This window comes from Candidatus Hinthialibacter antarcticus, assembly GCA_030765645.1.
Classification (GTDB): domain Bacteria; phylum Hinthialibacterota; class Hinthialibacteria; order Hinthialibacterales; family Hinthialibacteraceae; genus Hinthialibacter; species Hinthialibacter antarcticus.
Window position 1 is genome coordinate 26,748 of record JAVCCE010000076.1, and the last position, 23,128, is coordinate 49,875.

Consider the following 23,128-nt stretch of genomic DNA (forward strand, 5'->3'; position numbering starts at 1 on the left):
GCAGGTTCAGAGTTGAGCTATTCTACAGGATGAAACGGAATCCGTCGTACCCTATAAGCATAGATGGTTTAATTTTTAATTGAAAGAATAGGGCTGGGCGCTTACGACGAAGCGGTTGTGGGTTCGGGTTCAGCGGCTTTTTCAGGTTCTGCGGCTTCAAACGTAGGAGCCTCTGGCGTTAACGATTGGTTGTACGTTTTTTGGCGGATGTTATAAATCATATTTACGAATTTCGTCTTGTTTTCTTTTGACAGGGGGGAACCCAAGACGCGTGAGATTTCTTTCACGGCTAATTCGTCAAACAACCGTTGAGAATAGAGGATATCAACAGGCTCATTGAGCGCATAACGACGCACCAGACTAAGCAGCGTGTCGCTTTCTGACTGTTCCATCTCTAAAGTCGATATTTCGTCTAAAAACTCTCGCTCTTTGACATATCGCATGTAGCGCTTGTGAAGAAAAATAACAAGCACAATCAAGAGGATGCAGCCGATTCCCAATGAAAGAAACGCTTCCATCGAAACATCAGAATTCTTATATAAACTACCAAACTCATCAGGCATAATACTCTCCGCATTTCCTCATTGCATAGTATATCGTTGTATATTCAAAATACCAACAGATTTTTTGCCTGCAAGTAGTGATGTAAACATCTGTTATTCCTAAGGATATTAGGACTTGCTTATGATCTGGTATTCAGATGAATGAATGGGCCGCGCTTCTTTTCTCCACTTAATTTCGTAATGAGAGGCTTCTTCACCTGCCTCATTGATGTTTCGAACAGTCTCGTATGAGACATCTTCATTGACGCGTTGAAATAGGCTTGATGTAATGATTCGTTCATTCGCGTCATTATAATAATCGGCATGATCTGACTTAAGTTTAAGTATTCCTTGGGGTAATAGCGTTTCAGCCATCTTTTGTAATAGACGGGGGTTAAATAATCTACGTTTGCGATGCCGACCTTTGGGCCAGGGGTCGGGGAAGTACACATGATAGGCTTGGATGCTGTTTGGCTTGACCAACAATTTCACCACCATGTCGGCGTCCAGGTTAAGAAAAGCTAGGTTGGTCCGCCTTAGTTTGGTTGCGCGGGATGCGCCGATACGGATGATCTTTTTTGAACGCTCAATCGCGATGAAATTGACCGAAGGCCGGGCTTTCGATTCCGCCAGAATAAACCGGCCTTTGCCGCAGCCAATCTCAATCTCAACCGGATTGTCATTGCCAAAGATTTTTGGGAAATCCAAGGTTTCATCTATGGAACCCGGTTGAACGAAAATTTCATCCATCAAGGGATCGTATTCGTGAACAGTTTTGGCCATGGTGTAATTCTTGCAACTTTCATATTTTGGGTTCATCCGGTATGTGAGTGCTTACATACCGGATGACCATGATTTTGGTTCCGAAAACGTATTCCGTCATATCAAAAATTGACAAACCATTTCTATAGTGATTGCCAGAATACTATGCGGATTGAGTTCTCATATCTGTATCTATCAGATGGCGCTTAAAGCACAGTATTTTTCAAATGCTCAGGCATGGGTGCAACTCTGGGAGCGCCTGTGCATAAGGGCCTGAAAGCCCGCACTGAAGCGAGCAGAGTTGCACCCATGCCTGATACAGTGAAATCTCAATGGAATTTGTAAAAAAGTGTCCAATTTACGGTAGAACCTTATTTTCTTTAGTTTAAATCGTAGTCGGCTCGACTCAATGCTTGTTGAGGCGTTTCCTTGTTGGTTTGGTTGCGCGGTGTCACAATCAAGCGGCTGTTTCCAAATTTTATCATGCAAATAGAGAGTGAGCCATTTTGATGAATGAAGCGCTGGCTGACGCCAACCGCCAGTTCCTTCAACAGCATTTTCCTCTGCTCGTCCGCCAGATTGACGCAGGCGCCTGGCCTTCGGCGCGTCTTGAGGCGGAGGTCGAACCTGCCCGCAACGGCGGCTGGACCATGCGCACCACCGTACAGGGCGCGAATGTTAATCTGCATAGTCAGTATGATCCCTCCAACGAAGCCAAGCGCTGGGCGGCGGCGAACCCTCCCGCCAACAACGGTGTGTGCGTCTTGTTAGGGTGGGGGCTTGGTTTGCATGTGTTGGAGTGGATAAAACTCTACGGCAAACGAGTTCGCGCGGTAATTATCTTTGAACCGGAAGCGGACTGGTTTATCCAGTCGATGGCCTATACCGAAATGCAGGGGCTGGCTGGTGCGGAGCGGACCGAATTCGTCTTAGGAGACGATGCGCAAGCGTTGTATCAGGCGTTGCTTCGACAGATGGAGGCGATTTTAAGCTGTGATATTCATTTGCTCCCGTTGCCGTTTGCGCCTGCGTATCCCTCCAGCGTGATTCATACCTTGCGCGAAGAAGTGAGGCGTATCCTCACCTCGAAAGAGCAAATTCTAAAACACATGGCGACGCATGGCGCTTTTTGCCAGCAGCATTTAATCCAGAACCTTCCATACGCTATGCGGGCCTGGCTGCCGCGTGAGGCGGCGGGGCTTGCGCAAGGGCGCCCCGGCATTGTGGTCGCGGCGGGGCCTTCACTCGATAAAAATATTGATCAACTGGTCGCGGCGAAAGAGCACGCCTGGATATTCGCGTGCGACACCAGTTTAAAGCCGTTGCTGCAGCGCGGCGTTATGCCGTCGATGGTGGTCAGCAAAGACCCGAGCGATCTCAACCGCGCCCACTTTGAGGGCGTGGACAGTTTAGCTGCGATTCACGCCGCGCTCGATCCACAGGTTGATCCCTCTGTTCCGACGATGTTGAGCGGCGCGGGCGTGTACATGCCCAACCGTAATCACGCCGTACACGCATACATTAAAGGGCTTGAACTCTCTGACGCAGACAAACTGCCATTCAGCACCAACGTCGCCGTGGCGGCGTTTAATATGGCGGTGTTGATGGGGTGCGACCCAATCGTCTTTGTCGGGTTGGATTTATGCTTCCCGGTTGACTCAGGCCGGTCTCATGCGTCGAATACGGCGCTGCAATCCAACGTGAAATTTGATCCGCAAACCCATAAACTGGAATATACGCGCGGCGATGCGCGTGACTTGGTTGATACCATCACCGTAGAAGGCGTTGATGGAAATGAACATCCGACCCTCTCGACGTTTTATGAAGCGTTGCGTCTTCTTGAACAATTAATTGCGCAGTCTGGCCGTATGTGCATCGACGCCAGCGAAGGCGGCGCCCGCATCGGCGGGACGGAAGTGATGCGCTTGGAAGACGCCTTGGCGATCTACTGCCAGCAGCCGGTTGATGACGGAATTTTCAAAGAGAAATCACCGCCGCAGCGTGACCATGCGGCGTTTCAAAGCAGCATTCGAGAGATTGTTCGTCATATCGAACAATGTGAAGCGACTGCAACGGATGCGCTCCAGGCGATTGAAAAGAATGAGGCGACGCTCGAAGAATTAGAGGCCGCGCGTCGGCAAATAGAAGATGGCTACCGCTTGTATCACGAATTACAATCTGCGTTGGAGCGCGTGATGGTTGAAATTCGCAGAGACGGGTTCTTTGATGCGTCTATTGCAAGCAAAGAGGAGATCATCAAACAATACCTATGGTATTTCGCTGAAATTCGCGACGCCTGTAAGCGTTTCGGGCCAGAGTATCAATTGCTGTTGCAGTCAACGGAAAATTAACTATCTTAATACAAAGATGTTTTTTGATTCGCTATGTTTTGAGTATAGAACTTTCGTATCACTGAGAATTGAAAATATGTCTAGATTGAGGGGAGGGCGAGTCTCCCGACGAGCCGCAAATTTAAGAAACGCTTTCAGTTCAAGCGGCTCACCAGGAGGTTCGCCCTCCCCAAAATACCACGATGGAGAATGACATGAATTTTATGCGTATTGTTTTTATGGTTGGATTAATAACAGTCCTCGCGACTCCCGCGTTTTGTGACTGGGTGGAAATCAAAGACGGCAGCCGCATTCAAGGAAATGTTGTTCACATGAAAGAAGGCGCGGTGATTCTCTCAACCGCTTTCGCGGGCGAGTTAGAGATTCCCTGGGCGCAGATCGTTGGAATCGAAACCGATGAAGCCAAGCCGATCCATCTCGACGACGGCAGCGTGATTCAAGGCTCCATAGAAGTGGGCGAAGATGGACAGTTAGAGGTTGTACGAGGCGTTGGTAAGACGCGCTTTCCGATCACGGTTGAAGAAGTCGCGGCGATCGCGCCGCCTGCGCCTCCCACGCCGACGCCGCCACGCTGGAAGGGCAAAGTGGTCGGTAGCCTGTCGGTCAACCAGGGCAATACCGAACTCACCAATGGCGCACTCACAGTTGATATGGCGCGGCGTAATGAAAAAGACCGCTATACCGTACGCGGCGGTTATTTCTTTGCGGAAAACGATGGTAACGATACCCGCGACGAGCAGTTCGTCTCGGCGAAGTATGATTATTTCTTTGACAAACAACTCTATAGTTATTTCACCACCCGCTTTGACCGCGACGTCATCCGTGAACTCGATTTGCGCACCTCCGCCGGCGCCGGGGCTGGATACCAATTATGGGAAACAGAGAAACACAAACTGTTCGGAGAACTCGGCCTCTCTTATGTGAACGAAGATTATCAACTGGCGACGGACGACCAGGATTATATCGCAGCGCGCCTCGCTTCAAGTTTTGATTGGTGGATCATCAAAGATAAACTACAATACAATCAGAACGTCGAATTTTTGCCCGGGCTTCAGGATTTCCAGGACTGGTATGCATTATTCGATACCATGCTCACTTGGCAATGGAACAAGAGCTGGTCAATGAACGGCGGGGTACGGATTGGATACGACAACACCCCGGCGAAAGGGCAGGAAAAAGAAGACATCGAATACCTGCTCGGCTTGGGGTATTCGTTCTAGCGACGCAGCCGGAGGCGCCCAATGAACCGGGAAATCGAAACAGGCCGTCAACTAGAATATTCGGTTATTCTTAAGCGTTATGGTTGGGTGTATATCGTTATTGCAAGTCTCTCAACGCTGAGCGTAATCACTCAAGCGTTGAAGTTGCAGATGAATAGTTCCGTTTATTCTCAACTTATATCCATCTTGCTGTTCGCCTCAATCGGTTATGGAATGATAAAGGGTAAACGCGTTGCGTTTACCCTTTTGTATTTTGTTTCTTGGATTGTGATTGGATCTTTCATCATGATGGTTTTTACGAGCCGCCATGTGTATGGGTTTGTTTTTGTAATCCTACTCATCAATGCCGCTTTGTTCTTGCCCCCATTATTTCTGGTGCGCCCCTATTGGAAAACAATGCGTGATTTTTAATCTTCGTCACTTGGTTGAAAACCCAGCGAGGCCGAGTTGATGCAATAGCGCAGCCCCGTGGGTTGCGGGCCGTCGTTGAACACATGGCCAAGGTGCCCGTTGCAACGGCTGCAATGCACTTCGGTGCGGGTGGAGAACAGCGATTTATCGACGCTGGTTCCAACGGCGGTTTTATTGATCGGTTGGTAATAGCTGGGCCAGCCGGTGCCTGACTTGTACTTCGTTTCCGAAGCGAACAATTCAAGACCGCATCCTGCGCATAAATAAACGCCCTCTTTTTTGTTGTCCCAATAGGCGCCGGTGAAGGCGCGTTCGGTGCCATGTTCGCGTAGTATGTGAAATTGCTGTTCGGTCAGGCGCTCTTTCCAGTCAGCGTCGGTCATTGCGGCGACTTGAGTCGCCTCGACTACTGATGTCGGCGATGACGCAGCCGCCGTTTCATTCGACGGGTTCTTCTCCATGGTTGTCTCCATTTGATTCTCGGATTCCAAATCGCTTTGAGGTTGCTGGTCGCAGGCGATCAACGCAACCGTAAATAGGACGGGCAAAAATATGGGTAATTTCATAAATATATGATATGACAATCTGTTCATGGCATTCTCCTTCGATAAGAAACGAATATCAATTTGTCTTGATAATGCAAAATAAATTACAGATTTAATTGAATTATTTTGAGAAAAGATTCGCAAACTCCGAGAAATTAAATGACGCGCTTGTAGTCATCCAAATCATAGTTCCATACTTTTTCGCCGCAGAAGCGGTCGCCTTCGGGGCAAATGGGACGGGTTTTTGAGAGAACGCGCAAGGTGCAGGGAGGCAGCAGATAGGCGCCGATGTTGGGATTCACTTCGCGAATTTGCTGGGCTTCGTCGACCGAGGCGCGCCAGATTTCTTCTTGCGCATTGTAACACAAACGCATCGCAAGTTTGTGATGCAGGTTGAGTAGGTCGCTCGATTCGGAGAAGCGAATAGAAACCGCGTTCGGCAATAAATACTGAACGTATTCTTCTTTGACGCCGAGTTTGCGCAGTTGGTTCATTGCGTCCCAGGTGCGCGCCATGATCTCGCCATACTCGCGTTCGACGCTTTCGTCTTGCCTGATTAATTCCGGCGTGATGTAGTCGGGCTGCTCGATCTGATGCCCGGCGAGGATGGGGCGCGACGCCGGGGTCATGCGATGGCGTTGGTCTTGAGAATCCGCCGCGTGGCTGATTTTTTTCTTGAACGTATAGGACGGGTGGAACAGACAGCGTGATAATTTTGAAAGCGTGGTGAGATTGAGCGATTCGCCCAGCAAGCGGTTCCGGCCCGGGTCCAGCGCCAGCCGGATTGCGTCCTGGTCGCTGATTTGTGCGCGGGGTACGCCTAATGTCTCGCGCACGGAGTCAGCCAGTATGCGCTCGTTGTCGGTTTTATAGCCGGTGAGTTTTGAGACGCGGCCTTCGAGTTCCGCGTCAAATTCATCAATGAATGGTTTCGCATGAAGCGCATCTGGGTTATGTTGCTCGAAAAATTTCCATTCGGGCGAGCCGTCTTCTTCAAGCGGCGCTTCAATTAGGTCTGCAAATTTGGGTTCGACTTCAAGCAGTTGCTGCACCATTTTTTGCACGACCACCGTTTGCTCATGGGGCGTGTCGTATAATTTGCAAAGGCGGTTGTAGCGCAGCAGGGTGACGCCGCTGATGGTGTGATACATATAGGCAAAGGTCGCGACCGGAAGCGCATAACGGGCGATTTCTTGCGCTTTGCGTTTGATGTCGAGGCGGTATTTTTTTTCGTCGATTTTTCGTTTGGGGAACCGCTTGGCGTATTCGCTGCGCGCTAAGGGTTTCAGGCGTTCGGTCAGGGCTTGATAAGAATCCATCTGGTATTTGATCGTCGAACGATAGACCTGCAACGCTTCGCCCTGTAACGGGGGGACGGCGACGTTGTCGGGCTTAACAGTGACATAGCGTTGGCTGACTTGCTCGGAATTATAAAATGGATGGCTATGTAAAAACGACCAGATGAAATGGCGCGAAACATTGTCGAGCGCAAACTGGAAATGCGAGTGTTGCAGGGTGGTGTGGTGTCCGGCTTTGTAGAGGCTATGGGCGAGAAAATCCCACTTGTCGTCAATGGCTTCCTCTTGGATCAGGCCTTTTGACGAATAGCAGGTGCGCGCCGTTGCGAGAAAATTGCGATAGGCGTCTGCGAAGCGTTTTACAAGTTTGACTTGCGGTTCCGGCGAGAGGAACGGCTGCGTCATGGTATGCCCTCAAATAAATGAATTCAACAAAAGCAGCGGCGACGTACGGTGAAAATCATCATACTCAAAAAGACGGTTCCACGCCATCCTTCGCTTGTCGTTAATCATGGCTTCACGCCTTTTCTTTGTTCATGCGGTAAGTGAGCGCTTGCATTGATGGATGGTCATGATTTTGATTACGAAAACGTATTCCGGCATATCGAAAATTGACAAACCAATTCAGGCGTCAATGTCATTGATTTAAGACTTTTAGCCCCCTTTTTTTGTTTTGCTTTATCCCGCTGGGAAAAGTAGGCTAAATGTGTTTACAATGGTGTGTACATGATCTCGATTTGATAAGTGTTAAACCATGGCGTCAAGCGCAACAAAGAAAAGCAACAATATCGCGTCAATCCTTTTGATTATCCTGCTTTTGGTTGGGATCATCACGGGGCGCTATTTAACCGTCTTATGTGTACTTGTTGTATTTGGAGTGCGTTTTTTGCATTCCATTTTTTACACGCGCATCCCGCCGCTGTATTGGGCTTTTATGCTTTCTGGCATAGGGCTGGGCGCGGCCACGCTTTACTATGAACAGGGCGAAGCGGTGATTGTGTTTGTCGGCCTGGCGCTGCTGGAAGCGCTGCGCGTGTTTCTGATTGCGCTGTTCAATTATCCCTCGACGATCAAAAACCTCGAAACTCTAACCAGTGAATTAGAACTTCGCGTTGAACAACGCACCGTCGAATTGCGTGACGCCAACAGTCAATTGAAAGAAGCCAACGATAAATTGCTTGAGTTGGATAAAATGAAATCGTCGTTTGTTTCGCAGGCTTCCCATGATTTGCGTACGCCGTTGACCGCAATCAAAGGCAGCCTCGACAATTTGTCTTTAGGGATCGCGGGGGAACTCAATGAAAAGCAAGTCCGCATTCTCGAACGGGCGCAACGCTCCGTAAACCGTTTGACGGGATTGATCAACGACATCCTTGATTTGAATCGCATTGAGTCGGGGCGAGAGAAAATCAATAAGATGAAAACTGGCGTCAACATCATTTTACAAAACGCCGTGCAAGAACATAAACCTGCGGCGGAACAAAAAAAGATAAAATTACAAAGCGAGATTCCCAAAGAGACGCTGTATATTTTCGCCGACCCGCAAAAGATTGAGCGCATTGTCGGCGAGATGATAAGCAACGCCATTAAGTATACGCCTGAAAACGGAAACGCGCTCGTGACTTTAAAAGGCGCCAATGAAATGGTCGAGGTTTCAGTCAAAGACACGGGCGTGGGCATGGAACCGGATGAGTGCAATAAAATATGGGAGCGCTTTTACCGGACGGCGAATTCACAGCACATGGCCAAAGGGTCAGGCCTGGGGTTGTCGATCGCCAAAGAATTGGTCGAAATGCACGGCGGGAGCATTCGCGCAACCAGCCAACCCGGGCAAGGCTCGACGTTTATACTGACCCTGCCTATGTACAATAAAAATTAGTTGTTTGCTTTCGCTTCAATTGAGATGCGTTGTAATCGAAAAGAGCATAGATATGTGATGGTGATGTGAGAGACGTTCGCTTGATTCTAAATAGAAAAAGGTACACTATACTTGTCGTCTCTTGTGGGATGAAATGACTGATTTCGGTTCGGAGCTGTCTGAATGAGCTGCATAAAAGAAAAGCCGCACAAAACCCCAAAAACCGGGTGGTATATATGTAAAAAATGCGGCGCTGCTTCTAAAAAGAAAAAAGAAATTTGCAAACCCCAAAAAGTGAAAGAGAAAGAGTAAGGAAATTTACAATCGCGCTTTACTCTTTATATATGAACAGACTTCTGTTAGTTTGTGTTGACTCCAATTAGATTAATTACCTGTTGAATGTTTGAGGAATTGGGTGTGAATCAGCAACAATTTGACTCAACACTTTTACGCCAATTATTTGAAACAATGCCCGAAGGCGTGTGCCTGCTTGATCCGAAGGGCGTTGTTGCGTTCGACAACAAAACCGCGCGCGCGTTGAACGACGGCAAGTCGCTTCTGAATATTCAGGCGGAAGACCTGATTCAGTGCGTTGATCTTGATAGCGGTGACTCTCCCATTGATGATACAATCCGCGATGGTCAACTTCGAACGACCAGTGGTTTATTGACCCCGCCGAATGGCGCGCCCAAGACCGTCGCTTTTCAAATATTTCGTTTGACTGTTTCCAACCAAGAAAACTGGATTGCGATTTTTATACGCGATAATTCAGAAGATTTACAAAACCAAGAACGCATGCGGATACTAGAAACGCAATGTTTGGTGGATTCCTTAACGGAACTGCCTAACCGCACCATGCTCTCTTCAAACCTCGCGACGCGGTTTCATGAATTTCAGCGCTTTGGATGGGCGTTCGGCGTGATGATGATCGACATCGACCATTTCAAAGTATTCAACGATCAATATGGACATGACATTGGCGACGTCGTTTTGCAATCGACGGGAAGAATGCTCTCAAAAAACTTGCGTCCGTTCGATATTGTGGGGCGTTGGGGTGGAGAAGAGTTCGTTGCGGTCATTGCAAATGTCGACAAGTTCGGGATGCTCAGTGCAGCCGAGCGAACACGCTTTCAAGTGAGAAAAACCGCATCGTAGTCAGCGGACAAAGTTTGAAAGTAACGGTTTCAATTGGCGCCGCGATGTGTCGTCAAGACGATGACGTTGAATCAATCATCAAACGCGCTGACCAAGCCATGTATGACAGCAAGGCGGGTGGACGTAACAAAACAACCGTCGTTTAGGATATTTTGTACTAAATTTCAGCGAGCGCGTTTATGCTTCGCGCTTGTCAATCACGCGTTCTTTTCCTTCCAGGCTTTTCGGTTCCACCAATTTAATAATCGGTTTAAAACGCAGGCGAATTAATATCGCCTCTTCAATTCGTTCACGCAGCGCTTCTAATGGCCCGACCTGGTCATTAAAGATTTCCGGCGTGATCTCTACTTCGATTTCAACCCGGTCCCAGGTTTCTTCCCGAAGAATGATGAGGCGATAGTTGGCGGTTGCATGTTCGATGCGGGACAGTACGGCGCCAACTTCCGCAGGCGAAAACTCGATCCCTTCCACAATGAGCATGTCGTCGGCGCGTTCGGTAACAGGCGCCATGCGGGCGGACGTGCGTCCGCATGGGCAGGCAGCCGCATCAATGGAGGTGATTGCTCCGGTCGAAAAACGGATTAGGGGAAACGCCTCTTTGGTCAGCGTTGTGATGGTCAGTTCGCCTCGTTCTCCGTGTGTGAGAATCTCGCCGCTTTGGGGATCGACGATCTCGGCGAGAAAGTGGTCTTCGTTCAGGTGAAGCCCATTATGTTCTGCGCATTCAAACGCAACGCCCGGCATACAAATTTCGCTGACGCCGAAGTTTTCAAAAACGTCAACATAAAGCCCTTCTTCGATCAACGAACGGCTGAGCGGCGAGCTGCTTTCTCCGACCAAGACAACGGAGCGCAGAAAAAGCGTTTTGGCGTCAATCGTTTTCTCTTGCATGTAGCGGACAATATGCACAGCGCGCGAAGGCGTACAAATCAACACGGTGGTGCGGTAGTTGCGCATGATCTCGATCTGATCGGCGATGGGGGTGTTAAACAAGGGCGTCACGCACGCGCCGAGTTGCTCAACGCCGTAATGCGCCGCGACCGCGCCGGGGAAGAGCGCGTAATCCAGGTACACCAACACCATATCGTTTTGAGTGATGTCCGCCGCCGCGAACCCGCGCGCTTTCATCTCCGTCCAAACGCGGATGTCGTTTTGGGTGTGCCCGATGACAATCGGTTCGCATCGGCCTGACGCGCTGGGGTGAAGCCGGACGACCTCGCGCAAGGGCACAGCGAACATGCCGTACGGTTGGTTGGCGAGCAATGTGTCGCGATTGATGCGCGGCAGTTTGTTCAAGTCGTTGAGCGTGGTGATTTCTCTCGGCAGCCAATCGGCCTCTTTAAACGATTGCTGGTAATGAGTGACGTTTCGGACGGCGCGGTTCAACGCCGCTTGCAAGCGCTCCAGTTGTAATTGCTGGATGCTGTCGCGGGTTTCGCATTCTTGTTTTTCGTTGAGGATCGGCATGGCGTTTTGCCCCCTTACTCCCAAATCTCTCCACGGCCTTTGCCCATATAGGCGCGTTCAATTTCCTGGTTGCGTTTTAAATCTTCACAGTCGCCTTCCATGACAATTTGGCCGGTTTCCATCACATAGCCGCGGTCGGCGGTATCCAACGCCAGCCGCGCATTTTGTTCAACCAATAAAATTGTCATGCCGCGTTTTTGCAGTTCGGTGATTGTTGAGAAAATTTCTTGAATGATGCGCGGCGCCAGCCCAATCGACGGTTCATCTAATAAAAGCAGTTTGGGCCCTGACATTAATGCGCGACCAATCGCTAGCATCTGTTGTTCGCCGCCGCTGAGCGTCCCGGCGAGTTGTTTTTTGCGTTCCTGTAAAATCGGGAACAGCGAGAGGATCATATCTAACTGCTCGTTGATTTCGTCTTTGCTCTTGCGACCGTATTGGGTGTAGGCGCCAAGCACCAGATTGTCGATGACGCTCAATGGAGAAAACAACTGGCGCCCTTCAGGAACCAGCGCAACGCCTAGCCGCACCATCTTGGTCGGCGTCATACGCATTAAGTCGCGTTCCTCTAATTGGAGCCGACCGCTTTGCGGCGACAGCAGCCCGGCTATGACATTCAACAGTGTACTTTTTCCCGCGCCGTTGGCGCCGATGAACGTGACGATTTCCCCTTTGTTGACGTGAAAGGAAACGCCTTTGAGAATCTCGACTCGTCCGATGGCCGCGGTCAGGTTAGTTGCGGTCAGCATCACTCGCCTCCTTGCCAAGGTAGGCGGCGATTACCGCTGCGTTCTTTTGGATTTCTTTCGGCGCGCCTTGCGCAATTTTGCTGCCGTGGTTCAGGACGCAGATGGAGTCCGAAATATCCATAACCAGCGACATGTCGTGTTCGATGATGAGGACGGTGACGCCCGCGTCGCGAATTTTACAAACCAGTTCGCCCATTTCCGCCGTCTCGCGAATGTTCAATCCTGCGGCGGGTTCATCAAGCAAAATCAGTTTGGGTTCCGTAGCGAGAGCGCGGGCGATTTCCGTCTTGCGGTGGACCACAAACGGCAGGTTGCTTGGCAGGGAACCATAGTTGTCGTCGACGCCGACGAATGAGAGCCACTCTTTCGCCGATTCTTGAATCGCCCGTTCTTCGCGCCGTTCCCACGGCATACGTAACGCCGAACTGAACATGCCGCAGCGGGATCGGAGATGGCGCCCCACCATGACGTTTTCTAAAATGCTCAAATTGTGAAATAACTCGGCGGTTTGAAAAGTTCGCGAGATGCCCAGCCGAGCGACTTGGTGCGTAGCGCGGCCATTGGTTTCGGTTCCATCAAAATGAATTTTACCTTCACTGGTTGGAAACACGCCGCAGATTAAATTAAACAAGGTCGTCTTGCCTGCGCCGTTGGGGCCGATCACGGCGAAGATCAATTTGGGCGAAATTTCAAGATCAACTTGGCTGACCGCTGTTAGCCCGCCGAAGCGTCGCGTCACGCCCTGAAGACGAAGCAGAGAGTTCATGTCGCTTCCCTCCGTTGCAGGCGTTTGAGAAACCCGGCGGCTTGGCGGACGCCGCCGTAGAGTCCGTCTGGAGAGAAAAGAAGAATAATTATCAGAATGGCGCCGTAAACGAGGATGTCGAAATCTTCAAACACGCCCAAAAATTCCGGCAGAATGGTCAGCAGTATGGTTCCAATCAATGCGCCCCAGATGCTGTGCATCCCGCCGACGGCGACCATGACAACCAACATGATGGAGAGTTTGAGTTCGCAAGCGGTGGGGCTGACGAATGTCATGTAGTGGGCGTAGAGGCTGCCGGCGAATGCGGCTAATGCCGCGCTGAGAATAAAGATTTGCAACTTGTATTTTGCCGCGTCGACTCCCATTGCATTGGCGGCGTTTTCGCTGCCGTGAATTGATTGCAGGGCGCGCCCTACGCGGGAGTGAATGATATGAATCGAAAACAGGATGACAATGCTAACCAACGCCCAAACAAAATAGTAGAAAATTAAATCGTTTTTCAGGGAAAGGCCAAACAATGACAAACGGGGAATCCCGCCGAAGCCCGACGGCCCGCCGGTCAGATCGACTTCCGCCGTGAAAACGATGACGACGATTTCGCCGAACGCCAACGTCGCCATTGCCAGGTAGTGCCCGCGCAGCCGTAAGGTTGGATAGCCAATCAGGGCGGCAATAACGCAGGTAATAAAGAGAGAGGCGGCGACCGCCAGCCAGGGGTTCCAGTTGGCCAGCGTGGTTAGCAGGCCGGACGCATACGCGCCGATGCCGAAAAATGCGCCGTGTCCAAGCGAGATTTGTCCGGCGTATCCCATCAACAGGCTGAGGCCGATTGTGACGATAGAGTAAATTCCAACGAAGATAAATACCGTAATCCAATAACTGTTAACGCCGACCATAAACGGAAACAGCGCCGCCAATAGGACGACGATCAGAAGAGGTATGTATTTAGTCAATGACTTCATTCCAGAAATCCAATGGATTAAAAATGGATGATTGAATTCAACGCTAAAATTTCTTTAAGCGGTCGGCTTCGCGATTGCCGAACAATCCGCTGGGACGCACGAACAGGATGATCAACAACACAACCAACGAGATCGCGTCTTTATACGCGGAAGAAATCAGCCCGGCGCCGAGTGATTCTAAAATGCCCAGAATGAATCCCGCTGCGACGGCGCCGCCGCTGTTGCCCAGCCCGCCAAGCACCGCCGCGCTGAAGCCTTTGAGCGCCAACATGAAGCCCCGGTTGTAATCGACGAGTGATATCGGCGTGATGATGATGCCCGCAATGGCCCCGACCGCTGCGCTGAGCACAAACGATAAGCAAATCATGCGTGAGGCTTCGATGCCGGATAGAAGCGCTGCGGTGCGGTTCGCCGCGCAGGCGCGCATGGCTTTGCCGACCAGGGTGTAGCGAAAGAACAGCGTGAGCGCGCAGACGGTGACGAACATGATGCCGAGAATCCAAAGCGTTTGCGGCAGGATGAACGCGCCGAAAAGGACGAGGGCGTCTTCGCCTGAAAAGTGGGGAAGGATGTAACTCTCTTTTCCCCAAAACAACATCGCAGCGCCCCGAATGACGATCGAACCGCCGATGGTGACGATAATCATGGTCAAAACGCCCGCGTTGCGAAGCGGGTAGATCGCCGCCCGTTCAAAGAGGCCGCCGATCAACGCCACGATGGCGACCGTTAAAATAAACGCCGCAGCGACGGGAAGCCCCATCGCTGCGGTGAGTGATACCATAATCATGCCGCCCAGCATGACAAACTCGCCTTGTGCGAAGTTGATAATGCCAGTGGCGTTATAAATTATGTTGAAGCCAATGGCGACCATTCCATAGATGCCGCCAATGCTGAGGCCCGTTACCAGGTATTGAAGTATTTGACTCGCAAAACTCATTTCCATCCGACAAACACAATATCCTTACACTGGTTTAGGCTGCTGTATCTCTTATGGCTGATACAGCACAAATTTTCCATCTTTAACCTGGATCATTTCAAACGCGTCTTTGTTTAATCCATTATGGTCTGTAGGAGACATATTGAATGTTCCTGCGGTTCCATGAAAGCCCTGTAGCTGCTCAATGTGGCCGCGAATCATTTCCGGGTCGTCGCCGACGGCTTTTAGCGCATCGACTACCATGTACATCGCGTCATAAGCATGACCGCCGAATGTGCTGGCTACGCCGCCGAAATTGGTTTGGTAATCTGTTTGGTAATCGACTAGCATCTGCTTGCGTGGATGCGAATCCGGCAGCGTTTCCGCCGCGAGCAATGCGCCTGCGGGGAAGAGAATGCCGTTCGCCGCGTCGCCCGCCGCTTCGACGAATTTGATATTACCAAAGCCGTGGCTTTGATAGAGCGGAACCGTCATATTAAGTTGCTTCATGTTTTTGGGAACGATGCTTTGCGCGGCAACGATTGACCAATTGACAATTGCTTGCGCGTCCGTCCCGCGAATGTGCGTCAATTGCGCGGTCATGTCGGTATCGGTCGGCGCGTAGGTTTCATCCGAGACGATTTCCATTCCCATGTCAGGGGCGATTTTTTTCAATTGATCGCGGCCTGCTTTTCCAAAACCGGTGGTGCCGGTAATGATCGCAATTTTGTTGATATTTTTGGATTTCATGTCTTCGAAAATGCGAATGACGCAATCGCTATCTTTTTGCGGCGTCTTGAAAACCCACTGTTTAACGGGATTCACAATCGCTTCCGCCGCCGCGCATGAAATCAGGGGAATTTCATTTTCTTCCATAATTTCGATGACGGCCATGGTGGTACCGCTGCGCGAGGGGCCGATGATTGCGCAGACGTTTTCGCGTTTGATTAATTTATTCGCGGCAATCACCGCCTTGGTGTCGTCGCCTTCGCTGTCTTCAACGATGAGTTCGATCATGCGGCCATTGATTCCGCCGGCTTCGTTCACTTTGTCGACAATCATCATGGCCGTATTTTTTTCCGGTTCTCCTAAAAATGACGCAGGGCCGGTTACGGCGAAGATGGCGCCAACTTTAATTGGTTCGGCGTCGCCGGAGGTTGTTGCTTGATCGCCTTGTCCGCAGGAGAAAGCGAATAAGGTAATGATTCCAATCAGGAGCGCATTTCTTAAAGTCGTCATGGTTATCCTCCCATGCTCGTCAAGACGAGGCTTGACGATTATCTCTGCTTCCGTTTTTTGTTTAGATTAGCGCCAGGTCCAACTCACAAATGCTGCCCGGGCCTGGCGCTAAAAACAAAACTAGAATTTGTACATTAACTGGAAGCGCGTGAATATCGCATCATCAGCGCCGTCAGCGTAATAGTCGCCCGGGTCAAACCATTCGAACAAAATGTGACCGCTGATGTTCTGCGTGAAGACATAGTTGGTCAACAATTGTATGTTTTGACCGCGCTCGTCGCCGCTGCCAGGGCCGGTGTCTTCGTCGGCCATGAAGTAGAGATAACGCAGAGATTGCGTCCATTGTTTGGTCGGTTTGACGGTAATCATCGCTTCGGGGATCAACATGTTGCCCCAAACGCCGATGTCTGCGTCGTTGCCGCCGTTGCGTCCTTTAAAGCCGTCATACAGGCTATAGACGTACAATTCGCTGTATTTGGGCCATTGCGCATAAAAGTCGTCCCAACCTTCATAGTCTTCTGTATTGGGGTCGTCACCTGTGGTGTAGGTGAAGCCCAATTTGAGGCTCGGCGTCCATGCGATGTCTTTGAAGGTCAGGGTGCCGTTGGCTTGTCCGCCCCATGCGTCGCGGTCAACTTCACCGGAACCTGCGAGACGGCTGAATTGCAGGGAACCGGGCAGCCCGTCCATGGTGTCAAAGTCGACCTTGCCCCATTCCTTACCAATTTCGCCCGCCAGGGCCAAATCGACGCTGTCAGACAGCGCGAAGGTATGGCTTGAGCGTAAGCCGAGCAGCAAGGTTTCTTCGGCTGGCGATGGGTCGAATGTATCTGGAGGGTTGAAGCCGTCAATCGAAACCTGGTTTTTATTGCGGTATAACAAATAAGGCTCAACGCCGGTCTGGCCGAATTTGAAGCGGTTGTAAATCCCGTAGAGGTCTTCATCGTCCGCTGCTTGGAAATCATTTTCCGATAATTTTGCGAACAACAAGTCGCTTGCGCCCCAATCATGGTTGACGGTCACTTTGACGGCGTCAAACGAGATGGTTTGCGAGCCGTCGTAGGGCGTGCCGTCGAGTAAGACAAAGCCATCGCCGTAGATGAGGTCTTGGCGACCAATTTTGGCGTCGATGCCCGTCCCAAAGATGTCTTTTGACAACACCCAGGCGTTATCGATCATGGCGTCTTTGCCTTCGACGTCATAACCGGGCATCTCTTCGTCTTGTCCATAGAACCATTCTTTGGTGAAGCGGACATAGGCTTCTAAGTCGTCAGTCGGGTTCCAGTCAAAGTAGATACGGGGACGAAAGCGGAAAACTTCGCGGCTATCGCCAGCATTGTTGTCGTCAAAATCCCATACGTTGTCAAAGTACATGCCGCGAAAGCGCAGGTCGCCGCCGATACCCAAGGTTCCGCCAGGACCAATCAACTTCGTTACAGCTGAATCTTCTACTGCAGGTTCCGCCGCTGGGGCGACTTTCTGCGCTTGCAACATCTCTTTCATCTCGCCCAATTGACTTTCCATCAACTGGATTTTCTTCTCTAACTGCTCGATTCGGTCTTGCCCCATTCCCATCAACGGCATCATGCATATCATTGCCGCCGCCAATCCCAAGACGTTCATCCGTTTCATGTGTACATCCTCCCGTTTGAAGTGCTCGATGCAAAATATAAAAACTAACAATTATAAAGAAGGTTTGGTTTCAAACTCTTCCTCATTGACGATTCGATAGCCGTTGTCTTGAATGATTTGCGCGGCGAGTTCCATATTCTCAAAGCGGAACACCAGCAGCGCCTTGTCGCCGGAGCGGTCGACAAAACCATAGAGGTAGCCTAAGTTGAAGCCTTCTTCGCTGACCAAGCCGAGCAGTTTGCTGAGTTCGCCGGGTTGGTCATCAATTTCAACGGCAAGAACGGGGCTGCAATGGACGGTGAATTGGTTGGCGCGTAAGATGTCGAGCGCTTGCTCCACATTGCTTACAATGAGGCGTACGATGCCGAAATCGTGCGTGTCCGCCAACGAAATTGCATATATATTGATGGAGTGAACGCCGAGAAGGCGCGTAACTTCGGTTACGCGTCCACTTCTGTTTTCTACAAAGACGGAGAGTTGCTTTAATTGCATTGCTCGGACGCCTGACTCCGTTGGCTGCTTTGATTCAAGTTGCGCCGGGTAATGAAATGTATTGCCAAACAAAGTAGGGCAATCACTTAGATATTTTTATTCTGATTCCCAAACATAAAATCAATGTAAGTATATAAATACAACAATTGTGTCCAATTTATTCTATTGATAGAGTTGTAACATAAATTAAATGGTAAAGTCAAACGTAACTATTCATATTTGTTCATTTTTTTAATAATATATTAATTTGTAATGTTTATACAAAAGGTAATAATTGGCGCTAGATTTGGTGAGCCTCACTACCTGATCTTTATACGGTTATTTGGCTTTTTAATGTCTATATTGAGGCTATCATTGCGTGAAATACAGTAATGAAATAAAAATGAAAACATGGAAATGTGTTATATAAATGTTTATTAAAAATGTAAAATTAACTCCAGGTGTTTGTCTCTTTCTGATAACGTTTGCATGGGTTTTCTTGCTGGTGGTTCGCCTGACTGCGCCCAATGACTTGATGAATAATGACCAGCAACGACCAGCGGCGTATACATTGGATATTTTAATAAACAACAATTGGCTATGCCAACGCGATATCAGCGGAGACATTACATCCAAACCGCCCATGTTCGCCTGGGCAGCGGCGCTGTCGTCAATGGTGACTGGAGGTGTGGAGCGCTTCACGCTGCTGTGGCCCAATGCGATGTCGATGCTATTGCTTTCATGGGGCCTGCTCGCGCTTGGCAGCCGTTATTTTGGCCGCATGGCGGGTTTTACGGCTGCGCTTGTTTTTTTGCTGTCTCCAACGGGCTTCAAGATGATCTCGTTAATCCGCACCGATACTCTTTTTTGTTTTACGACTTTTTTCACGGCAATATTCTTATACCAGTCGGTATATCGCCAATGGAACTGGCTGCCATTTTGGTTGATGGCTGCCGCAAGCACGCTCACTAAAGGCCCCTTGGGCGTCTTCATTGCTGCTGGCGGCTTGATTGCGCTCTTTGCATGCAAACCGCCTCAGGGTTGGAACCGAAGAGGATTAATCGCGGGCGCCTGCGCCTATTTCTTCATTTGCGGCGGCTGGTTTTGGGCGGCCTGGCTGGTAGAAGGCGATGCGTTAATCGCCAAAATGATAACAAAAGAACTTGTGAACCATGCGGTCACCAGTAACAGTGGAGACGTGATCGGCGGGGGATGGTATAAGCCGATTTTGTATTTCACTTCGCGCTTTTTCCCTTGGAGCCTATGTGCTTGGGCCGCATTTTGGCGCGTGTGGAAGCATCCAGCAAAGGATAATACCGTTCGACAATTTGAATGGTTTTTGCTTGCGTATTTTTTCTTTGGTTTGCTTGTGTTTTCTCTCGCGCCTCATCAACGCGCTGACCACTTGCTCCCGCTTTTGCCTGCCGCCGCATTATTGGCTGGAGCGCAAATCGCTCGCTGGAAAGCGCATTGGTCGTCTCGCCAGTGGGCGCAATATTCAATCGGGTTGATTGTTTCGTTCACGGGTTTATTCGGTTTATTTTATCATACACTCGATTATCACAAAGAATTTAAATGGCTTGAAACTATACATGAGACGGCGGAGGAAATTGACTCGACGTTAGGGCGCGCCTTTCCACTAACGTATGACAATGGCCCAACCGCGTTGCATGTCTATCGTAACACAATGAGTTTGGATGTTTCGCCTGACTATATTGATGATTTATTGCGCAGTGAGTATCCAGCCTATTGGGTCGCTTATCAAAAAAGTGACGAGGAAATTCAAACGATTACCAATGGCGCCAATTTTTTTGAATTGAAGCGCTTACAGGCAACGAAAAATGGAAAGCATCTTCTGCGCGTTATCAGCAATCAACCGCTTATGCAGCCTTCCGAAAAGGCCGCGACGATCATTGGAGACGCTTTAATCGAAATGGAGGGTTTCGTGATTCAATCAGTCAAACACAATCTCATACGTCTGAAACATACAGATGAAATGGCTTCATTTCGCGTGACGAACCTAAGTAATTCAAAACAGAAATTTAAGATACTCTATTTTCCATTTAGAAGCATACACGAGTTAGAATTAGAGCCCGGCAAAACATATTCGCGGTCAAAATTTTATCTTGGGCCGCAATATGATTTCAGCAAATATCTTTTCCACTTGATTGGCATTTCTATGTGGTGGATATATTTGGCAGTGCTTATATTCGCCTATCAAAAAACATATCACACTCTTGAAACAGCCGAATAAAAGTCAGCAACCATTTCAAGTTAACCACTGTCATTTATTGTACGGCATGGGTACAACTCTGCTCGCTTCGGTGCGGGCTTGTCGCCCTTATGCACAGGCGCTCACAGTGATATACCCACTCAAGCCAGCAGTATACGGTGATCTCTAATTGATAATTGTTTTACCTCAAACGAATTGGTTTAAATAAAAAAAGCCCGAAGGAATTTCCTTCGGGCTTTTTGATTCCTTTTATTACTTAGATCAATTGGGGCGAGGCGGCGAGATCGTTGTGAATGCCGCTGTTACCGTACGGAAACCAGGCGCAACGCTGAAGTCAAATCCATCAAACCCGACCTTCAGTTTCGTTGAAACAGAACTCGGAGCGCTGATTGGAATAAACTGTCCGGCTGGCGCCAAGGTTGTTGGGGCCGCTGCAGTCCAAACCGGAGCGGTTTCGACTGCGACGAATGTTCCCAACGGGTTGAAGATTGGCTTTCCATTGTTACCAGTGCGTTTGATGTTGTAATTGCTGGCAACGCCTGCTGTATGCGCATTACCGAACGCGTCCAAGACGATGTAGCCTGCGGCAAAGCGATTGGCTTCGATGCCCAAGTCGTTTGCAGCGTTAGGAACAATCACCAAGTCGCGGGCGATTTGTATATTGAAGTATGGCGTCCGTGAATTTGACGGCGAGCCATCATCATTTGCCGGGAAGTTAAAGCGCGCATCGCCGATTGCGAACACGCCGCCGAAGACGTCTAATAAGTAGAAGCCTTTTCCAGACGGGGTCAATTCGAGATCAACCGCTGCATCAATACCGAAGTAAGGCAGGTTGGCGCGATCATTGAACCACGGCTCAGCGAGAATCGCATTGTTGATTGGTTCGCCGAATTCGGGTTTCAAATCATCTTCGGTTAACGTTTCGATGGGTTTGGAAGGATCCTTGACCATGTCGCCGTAATAGATACCGTCGGGTTTGCCGTCGGGGCTGGTGACGTCGAAGTCAAGCGCTAAGCGGCTGGAATGAACGCCGCCGAGACCGTCTAGCACGTAGTAGCCGTTGGTCATGGCGATGGTTCGCGTATCGAGGCCGTTTTGAGTCGGCACCGTCATCTGGACGAATTCAGCGGATACTTCGAGGTCGCGGGCGATGTCCGTGCCCAAACCAAAGTAGAGATAGACTGGAGTCGCTGTATTAACAACGGAGCCTGCCTCTAAATCGTTGTATTCATAAAATTCACCAGGATGCGAAGTGAAGTAATATGCGCGGTTGACGGGGAAGTTCACCACATCGCCATTTAAAAATCCAGCAGCGGTGTAGCCCGAACCGGTAATATCAATCGTGCTTGGGAAAGGCGCAGTCACAATCTCTGTTTGTTCGAGCGCAGAGACGATGCTGCCGTCCAAGTCCGTCGCCGGGTAAGGGTATTTTGGTAGGTTATTCAAACCGACGGAGTGAATCGCGCCATCGGAATCAAGAATAAAGTAACCGGAATATCCATTTTTCTTCAATCGCCAATCAGGAGCAACTTCGAGGTCTTCGACGACATCGAATCCCCAATAGGGAATGCCTTGCGTCGAGGAGTCTTTTTCGCTCAGTTCAAACGGCGTTGGCAAATTGCTACTTGCTCCCGCGAGGTTCAGGGCGTATTGACCGCCTAGAGCGTCCACTGCGTAAGCGCCCATCGGCGCTCCCGCTTCGTCTGCGACGAATTCGATGTCTTTCATTATCGGGAGACCGAAATCAAATTCATTGGAAAGTGCTTCCAATTCATTGAAAACATAGACGCCCACCGCTCCGTTGTTTGACGCGCTGAATACCTTACCAACCGCGTCCAGGAGCAAAATGCCATCTTGGTTGGCGGTTTGAGCCATGGCGCCGTTGACGCATATCACCAGGAACGCGCCGATGCCAACTAGCCAATGCTTGAGGGCCATTTCGACCTCCTTCGAGCAAAAAAGAATTTTCTGTTTGTACCAATTATCCCAACTGACTGTAATCATAGCAGTTCGCCGCATGAGACCTCATAAGAAATTTTAACCAGCGTACACCTAACTCCGTTAGATGACAACGCCGCTGCATTTCTTACTCGAATCTCTTCGTTTTACCAATCAAATTTTAGTTTTTATGCTGCCTCTAACGACGCAATATGAGCGCGTAGAGTTTATCGGAGTATAGGAAAAACCCATCTCCATGTCAAGAGAAATTTCACACAAGTTCAAGAAAAATCAGTATCTTCGTACCATTCATTCCTGTGAGAAGCCGCTCCGTTCTTTTGATGCTTGGTTTCAATAGAATTGCATTAAATGTAATTTAATTCAAGAGCCAATTCTCATGGCCTCATGTTCATTGCCCTTTTTTCATTTTCGGCTGCTGCAACTGAAACATGAGATTCTAGTTGAAAAATACCTTATCTCTAACTCATTAAGGTAAATAACCGCACCAATAGAAAATACGACTTATTGGTTTTTTGTCAACACAATCTTCAATTCTACGATGAAATTTTTACGTGACAAATCGCTTTGATTTGACTATCGTAGAAAAAATAGC

Annotated in this window: 20 protein-coding genes; 7 read left to right on the top strand and 13 right to left on the bottom strand. The window is 49.5% G+C overall.

Annotated features, from left to right (window positions below; all coding sequences use genetic code 11):
* Positions 1–101 precede the first annotated feature (101 nt).
* The gene (locus tag P9L94_19870) at positions 102–563 is read right to left on the bottom strand and encodes a hypothetical protein (protein MDP8246352.1); all 462 of its coding nucleotides are present in this window, start codon (positions 561–563) and stop codon (positions 102–104) included.
* A 108-nt stretch (positions 564–671) separates the two neighbouring features.
* The gene (gene trmB / locus P9L94_19875) at positions 672–1,325 is read right to left on the bottom strand and encodes a tRNA (guanosine(46)-N7)-methyltransferase TrmB (protein ID MDP8246353.1); all 654 of its coding nucleotides are present in this window, start codon (positions 1,323–1,325) and stop codon (positions 672–674) included.
* A gap of 488 nt (positions 1,326–1,813) precedes the next feature.
* Here trmB and P9L94_19880 point away from each other — a divergent pair, with 488 nt between their 5' ends.
* The 3 genes from P9L94_19880 to P9L94_19890 all read left to right on the top strand — a co-directional run bounded on the left by P9L94_19880 (position 1,814) and on the right by P9L94_19890 (position 5,286).
* On the top strand, positions 1,814–3,655 hold the full coding sequence (locus P9L94_19880) for a DUF115 domain-containing protein (GenBank protein MDP8246354.1): 1,842 nt from the start codon (positions 1,814–1,816) through the stop codon (positions 3,653–3,655).
* A 194-nt stretch (positions 3,656–3,849) separates the two neighbouring features.
* The gene (locus P9L94_19885) at positions 3,850–4,875 is read left to right on the top strand and encodes a DUF481 domain-containing protein (protein MDP8246355.1); all 1,026 of its coding nucleotides are present in this window, start codon (positions 3,850–3,852) and stop codon (positions 4,873–4,875) included.
* A gap of 21 nt (positions 4,876–4,896) precedes the next feature.
* Entirely contained in the window at positions 4,897–5,286 is a 390-nt protein-coding gene (locus tag P9L94_19890) for a hypothetical protein (protein MDP8246356.1), read from the top strand.
* Here P9L94_19890 and msrB read toward each other — a convergent pair.
* Complete coding sequence (msrB, locus tag P9L94_19895; protein MDP8246357.1) at positions 5,283–5,879, bottom strand: peptide-methionine (R)-S-oxide reductase MsrB; 597 nt, start codon at positions 5,877–5,879, stop codon at positions 5,283–5,285. The two genes, P9L94_19890 and msrB, sit on opposite strands and share 4 nt — an antisense overlap.
* Before the next feature lie 107 nt (positions 5,880–5,986).
* Positions 5,987–7,534: an FAD-dependent thymidylate synthase gene (locus P9L94_19900; protein MDP8246358.1), complete on the bottom strand. Its 1,548-nt coding sequence runs from the start codon at positions 7,532–7,534 to the stop codon at positions 5,987–5,989.
* Between the two features lie 349 nt (positions 7,535–7,883).
* Between P9L94_19900 and P9L94_19905 the strand changes: the two genes are divergently transcribed.
* The 3 genes from P9L94_19905 (at position 7,884) to P9L94_19915 (ending at position 10,288) form a co-directional block, all read left to right on the top strand.
* Entirely contained in the window at positions 7,884–9,008 is a 1,125-nt protein-coding gene (locus P9L94_19905) for a HAMP domain-containing sensor histidine kinase (protein ID MDP8246359.1), read from the top strand.
* A gap of 396 nt (positions 9,009–9,404) precedes the next feature.
* Positions 9,405–10,142 carry a GGDEF domain-containing protein gene (locus tag P9L94_19910; protein ID MDP8246360.1) on the top strand — a complete coding sequence of 246 codons (738 nt, stop codon included), beginning with the start codon at positions 9,405–9,407 and terminating at the stop codon, positions 10,140–10,142.
* Positions 10,143–10,156: 14 nt separating this feature from the next.
* A complete protein-coding gene (locus P9L94_19915; GenBank protein MDP8246361.1) occupies positions 10,157–10,288 on the top strand; it encodes a diguanylate cyclase in 132 nt (43 codons plus the stop codon).
* 31 nt (positions 10,289–10,319) lie between these two features.
* Here P9L94_19915 and P9L94_19920 read toward each other — a convergent pair whose 3' ends face one another.
* From P9L94_19920 to P9L94_19955, 8 genes are all read right to left on the bottom strand, one after another.
* The gene (locus P9L94_19920; GenBank protein MDP8246362.1) at positions 10,320–11,609 is read right to left on the bottom strand and encodes an AMP-binding protein; all 1,290 of its coding nucleotides are present in this window, start codon (positions 11,607–11,609) and stop codon (positions 10,320–10,322) included.
* Between the two features lie 14 nt (positions 11,610–11,623).
* On the bottom strand, positions 11,624–12,358 hold the full coding sequence (locus P9L94_19925) for an ABC transporter ATP-binding protein (protein ID MDP8246363.1): 735 nt from the start codon (positions 12,356–12,358) through the stop codon (positions 11,624–11,626).
* Entirely contained in the window at positions 12,342–13,124 is a 783-nt protein-coding gene (locus tag P9L94_19930) for an ABC transporter ATP-binding protein (protein ID MDP8246364.1), read from the bottom strand. The genes P9L94_19925 and P9L94_19930 overlap by 17 nt, the downstream gene beginning before the upstream one ends.
* The gene (locus P9L94_19935) at positions 13,121–14,086 is read right to left on the bottom strand and encodes a branched-chain amino acid ABC transporter permease (GenBank protein MDP8246365.1); all 966 of its coding nucleotides are present in this window, start codon (positions 14,084–14,086) and stop codon (positions 13,121–13,123) included. Before P9L94_19935 ends, P9L94_19930 begins: the two co-directional genes overlap by 4 nt.
* A gap of 43 nt (positions 14,087–14,129) precedes the next feature.
* Positions 14,130–15,023: a branched-chain amino acid ABC transporter permease gene (locus tag P9L94_19940; GenBank protein ID MDP8246366.1), complete on the bottom strand. Its 894-nt coding sequence runs from the start codon at positions 15,021–15,023 to the stop codon at positions 14,130–14,132.
* 51 nt (positions 15,024–15,074) lie between these two features.
* Positions 15,075–16,241 carry an ABC transporter substrate-binding protein gene (locus P9L94_19945; GenBank protein MDP8246367.1) on the bottom strand — a complete coding sequence of 389 codons (1,167 nt, stop codon included), beginning with the start codon at positions 16,239–16,241 and terminating at the stop codon, positions 15,075–15,077.
* Positions 16,242–16,361: 120 nt separating this feature from the next.
* Positions 16,362–17,873 (bottom strand): alginate export family protein, encoded by a 1,512-nt coding sequence (locus tag P9L94_19950; GenBank protein MDP8246368.1) that lies wholly within the window; start codon positions 17,871–17,873, stop codon positions 16,362–16,364.
* A gap of 51 nt (positions 17,874–17,924) precedes the next feature.
* Positions 17,925–18,365 (bottom strand): amino acid-binding protein, encoded by a 441-nt coding sequence (locus P9L94_19955; GenBank protein ID MDP8246369.1) that lies wholly within the window; start codon positions 18,363–18,365, stop codon positions 17,925–17,927.
* Positions 18,366–18,774: 409 nt separating this feature from the next.
* Between P9L94_19955 and P9L94_19960 the strand changes: the two genes are divergently transcribed.
* Positions 18,775–20,598: a glycosyltransferase family 39 protein gene (locus tag P9L94_19960; protein MDP8246370.1), complete on the top strand. Its 1,824-nt coding sequence runs from the start codon at positions 18,775–18,777 to the stop codon at positions 20,596–20,598.
* Positions 20,599–20,838: 240 nt separating this feature from the next.
* Here P9L94_19960 and P9L94_19965 read toward each other — a convergent pair whose 3' ends face one another.
* The gene (locus P9L94_19965) at positions 20,839–22,515 is read right to left on the bottom strand and encodes a hypothetical protein (protein MDP8246371.1); all 1,677 of its coding nucleotides are present in this window, start codon (positions 22,513–22,515) and stop codon (positions 20,839–20,841) included.
* Positions 22,516–23,128: the final 613 nt, after the last annotated feature.

What these genes read in the sequence shown, in the direction of transcription:
- P9L94_19935 (MDP8246365.1), bottom strand. Translation starts at nt 14,086, where the DNA reads ATGAAGTCATTGACTAAATACATACCTCTTCTGATCGTCGTCCTATTG.
- P9L94_19930 (MDP8246364.1), bottom strand. Translation starts at nt 13,124, where the DNA reads ATGAACTCTCTGCTTCGTCTTCAGGGCGTGACGCGACGCTTCGGCGGG.
- P9L94_19890 (MDP8246356.1), top strand. Translation starts at nt 4,897, where the DNA reads ATGAACCGGGAAATCGAAACAGGCCGTCAACTAGAATATTCGGTTATT.
- P9L94_19885 (MDP8246355.1), top strand. Translation starts at nt 3,850, where the DNA reads ATGAATTTTATGCGTATTGTTTTTATGGTTGGATTAATAACAGTCCTC.
- P9L94_19960 (MDP8246370.1), top strand. Translation starts at nt 18,775, where the DNA reads ATGTTTATTAAAAATGTAAAATTAACTCCAGGTGTTTGTCTCTTTCTG.
- P9L94_19925 (MDP8246363.1), bottom strand. Translation starts at nt 12,358, where the DNA reads ATGCTGACCGCAACTAACCTGACCGCGGCCATCGGACGAGTCGAGATT.
- P9L94_19920 (MDP8246362.1), bottom strand. Translation starts at nt 11,609, where the DNA reads ATGCCGATCCTCAACGAAAAACAAGAATGCGAAACCCGCGACAGCATC.
- P9L94_19900 (MDP8246358.1), bottom strand. Translation starts at nt 7,534, where the DNA reads ATGACGCAGCCGTTCCTCTCGCCGGAACCGCAAGTCAAACTTGTAAAA.
- P9L94_19870 (MDP8246352.1), bottom strand. Translation starts at nt 563, where the DNA reads ATGCCTGATGAGTTTGGTAGTTTATATAAGAATTCTGATGTTTCGATG.
- P9L94_19940 (MDP8246366.1), bottom strand. Translation starts at nt 15,023, where the DNA reads ATGAGTTTTGCGAGTCAAATACTTCAATACCTGGTAACGGGCCTCAGC.
- trmB (MDP8246353.1), bottom strand. Translation starts at nt 1,325, where the DNA reads ATGGCCAAAACTGTTCACGAATACGATCCCTTGATGGATGAAATTTTC.
- P9L94_19905 (MDP8246359.1), top strand. Translation starts at nt 7,884, where the DNA reads ATGGCGTCAAGCGCAACAAAGAAAAGCAACAATATCGCGTCAATCCTT.
- P9L94_19945 (MDP8246367.1), bottom strand. Translation starts at nt 16,241, where the DNA reads ATGACGACTTTAAGAAATGCGCTCCTGATTGGAATCATTACCTTATTC.
- P9L94_19955 (MDP8246369.1), bottom strand. Translation starts at nt 18,365, where the DNA reads ATGCAATTAAAGCAACTCTCCGTCTTTGTAGAAAACAGAAGTGGACGC.
- P9L94_19965 (MDP8246371.1), bottom strand. Translation starts at nt 22,515, where the DNA reads ATGGCCCTCAAGCATTGGCTAGTTGGCATCGGCGCGTTCCTGGTGATA.
- P9L94_19880 (MDP8246354.1), top strand. Translation starts at nt 1,814, where the DNA reads ATGAATGAAGCGCTGGCTGACGCCAACCGCCAGTTCCTTCAACAGCAT.
- P9L94_19950 (MDP8246368.1), bottom strand. Translation starts at nt 17,873, where the DNA reads ATGAAACGGATGAACGTCTTGGGATTGGCGGCGGCAATGATATGCATG.
- msrB (MDP8246357.1), bottom strand. Translation starts at nt 5,879, where the DNA reads ATGAACAGATTGTCATATCATATATTTATGAAATTACCCATATTTTTG.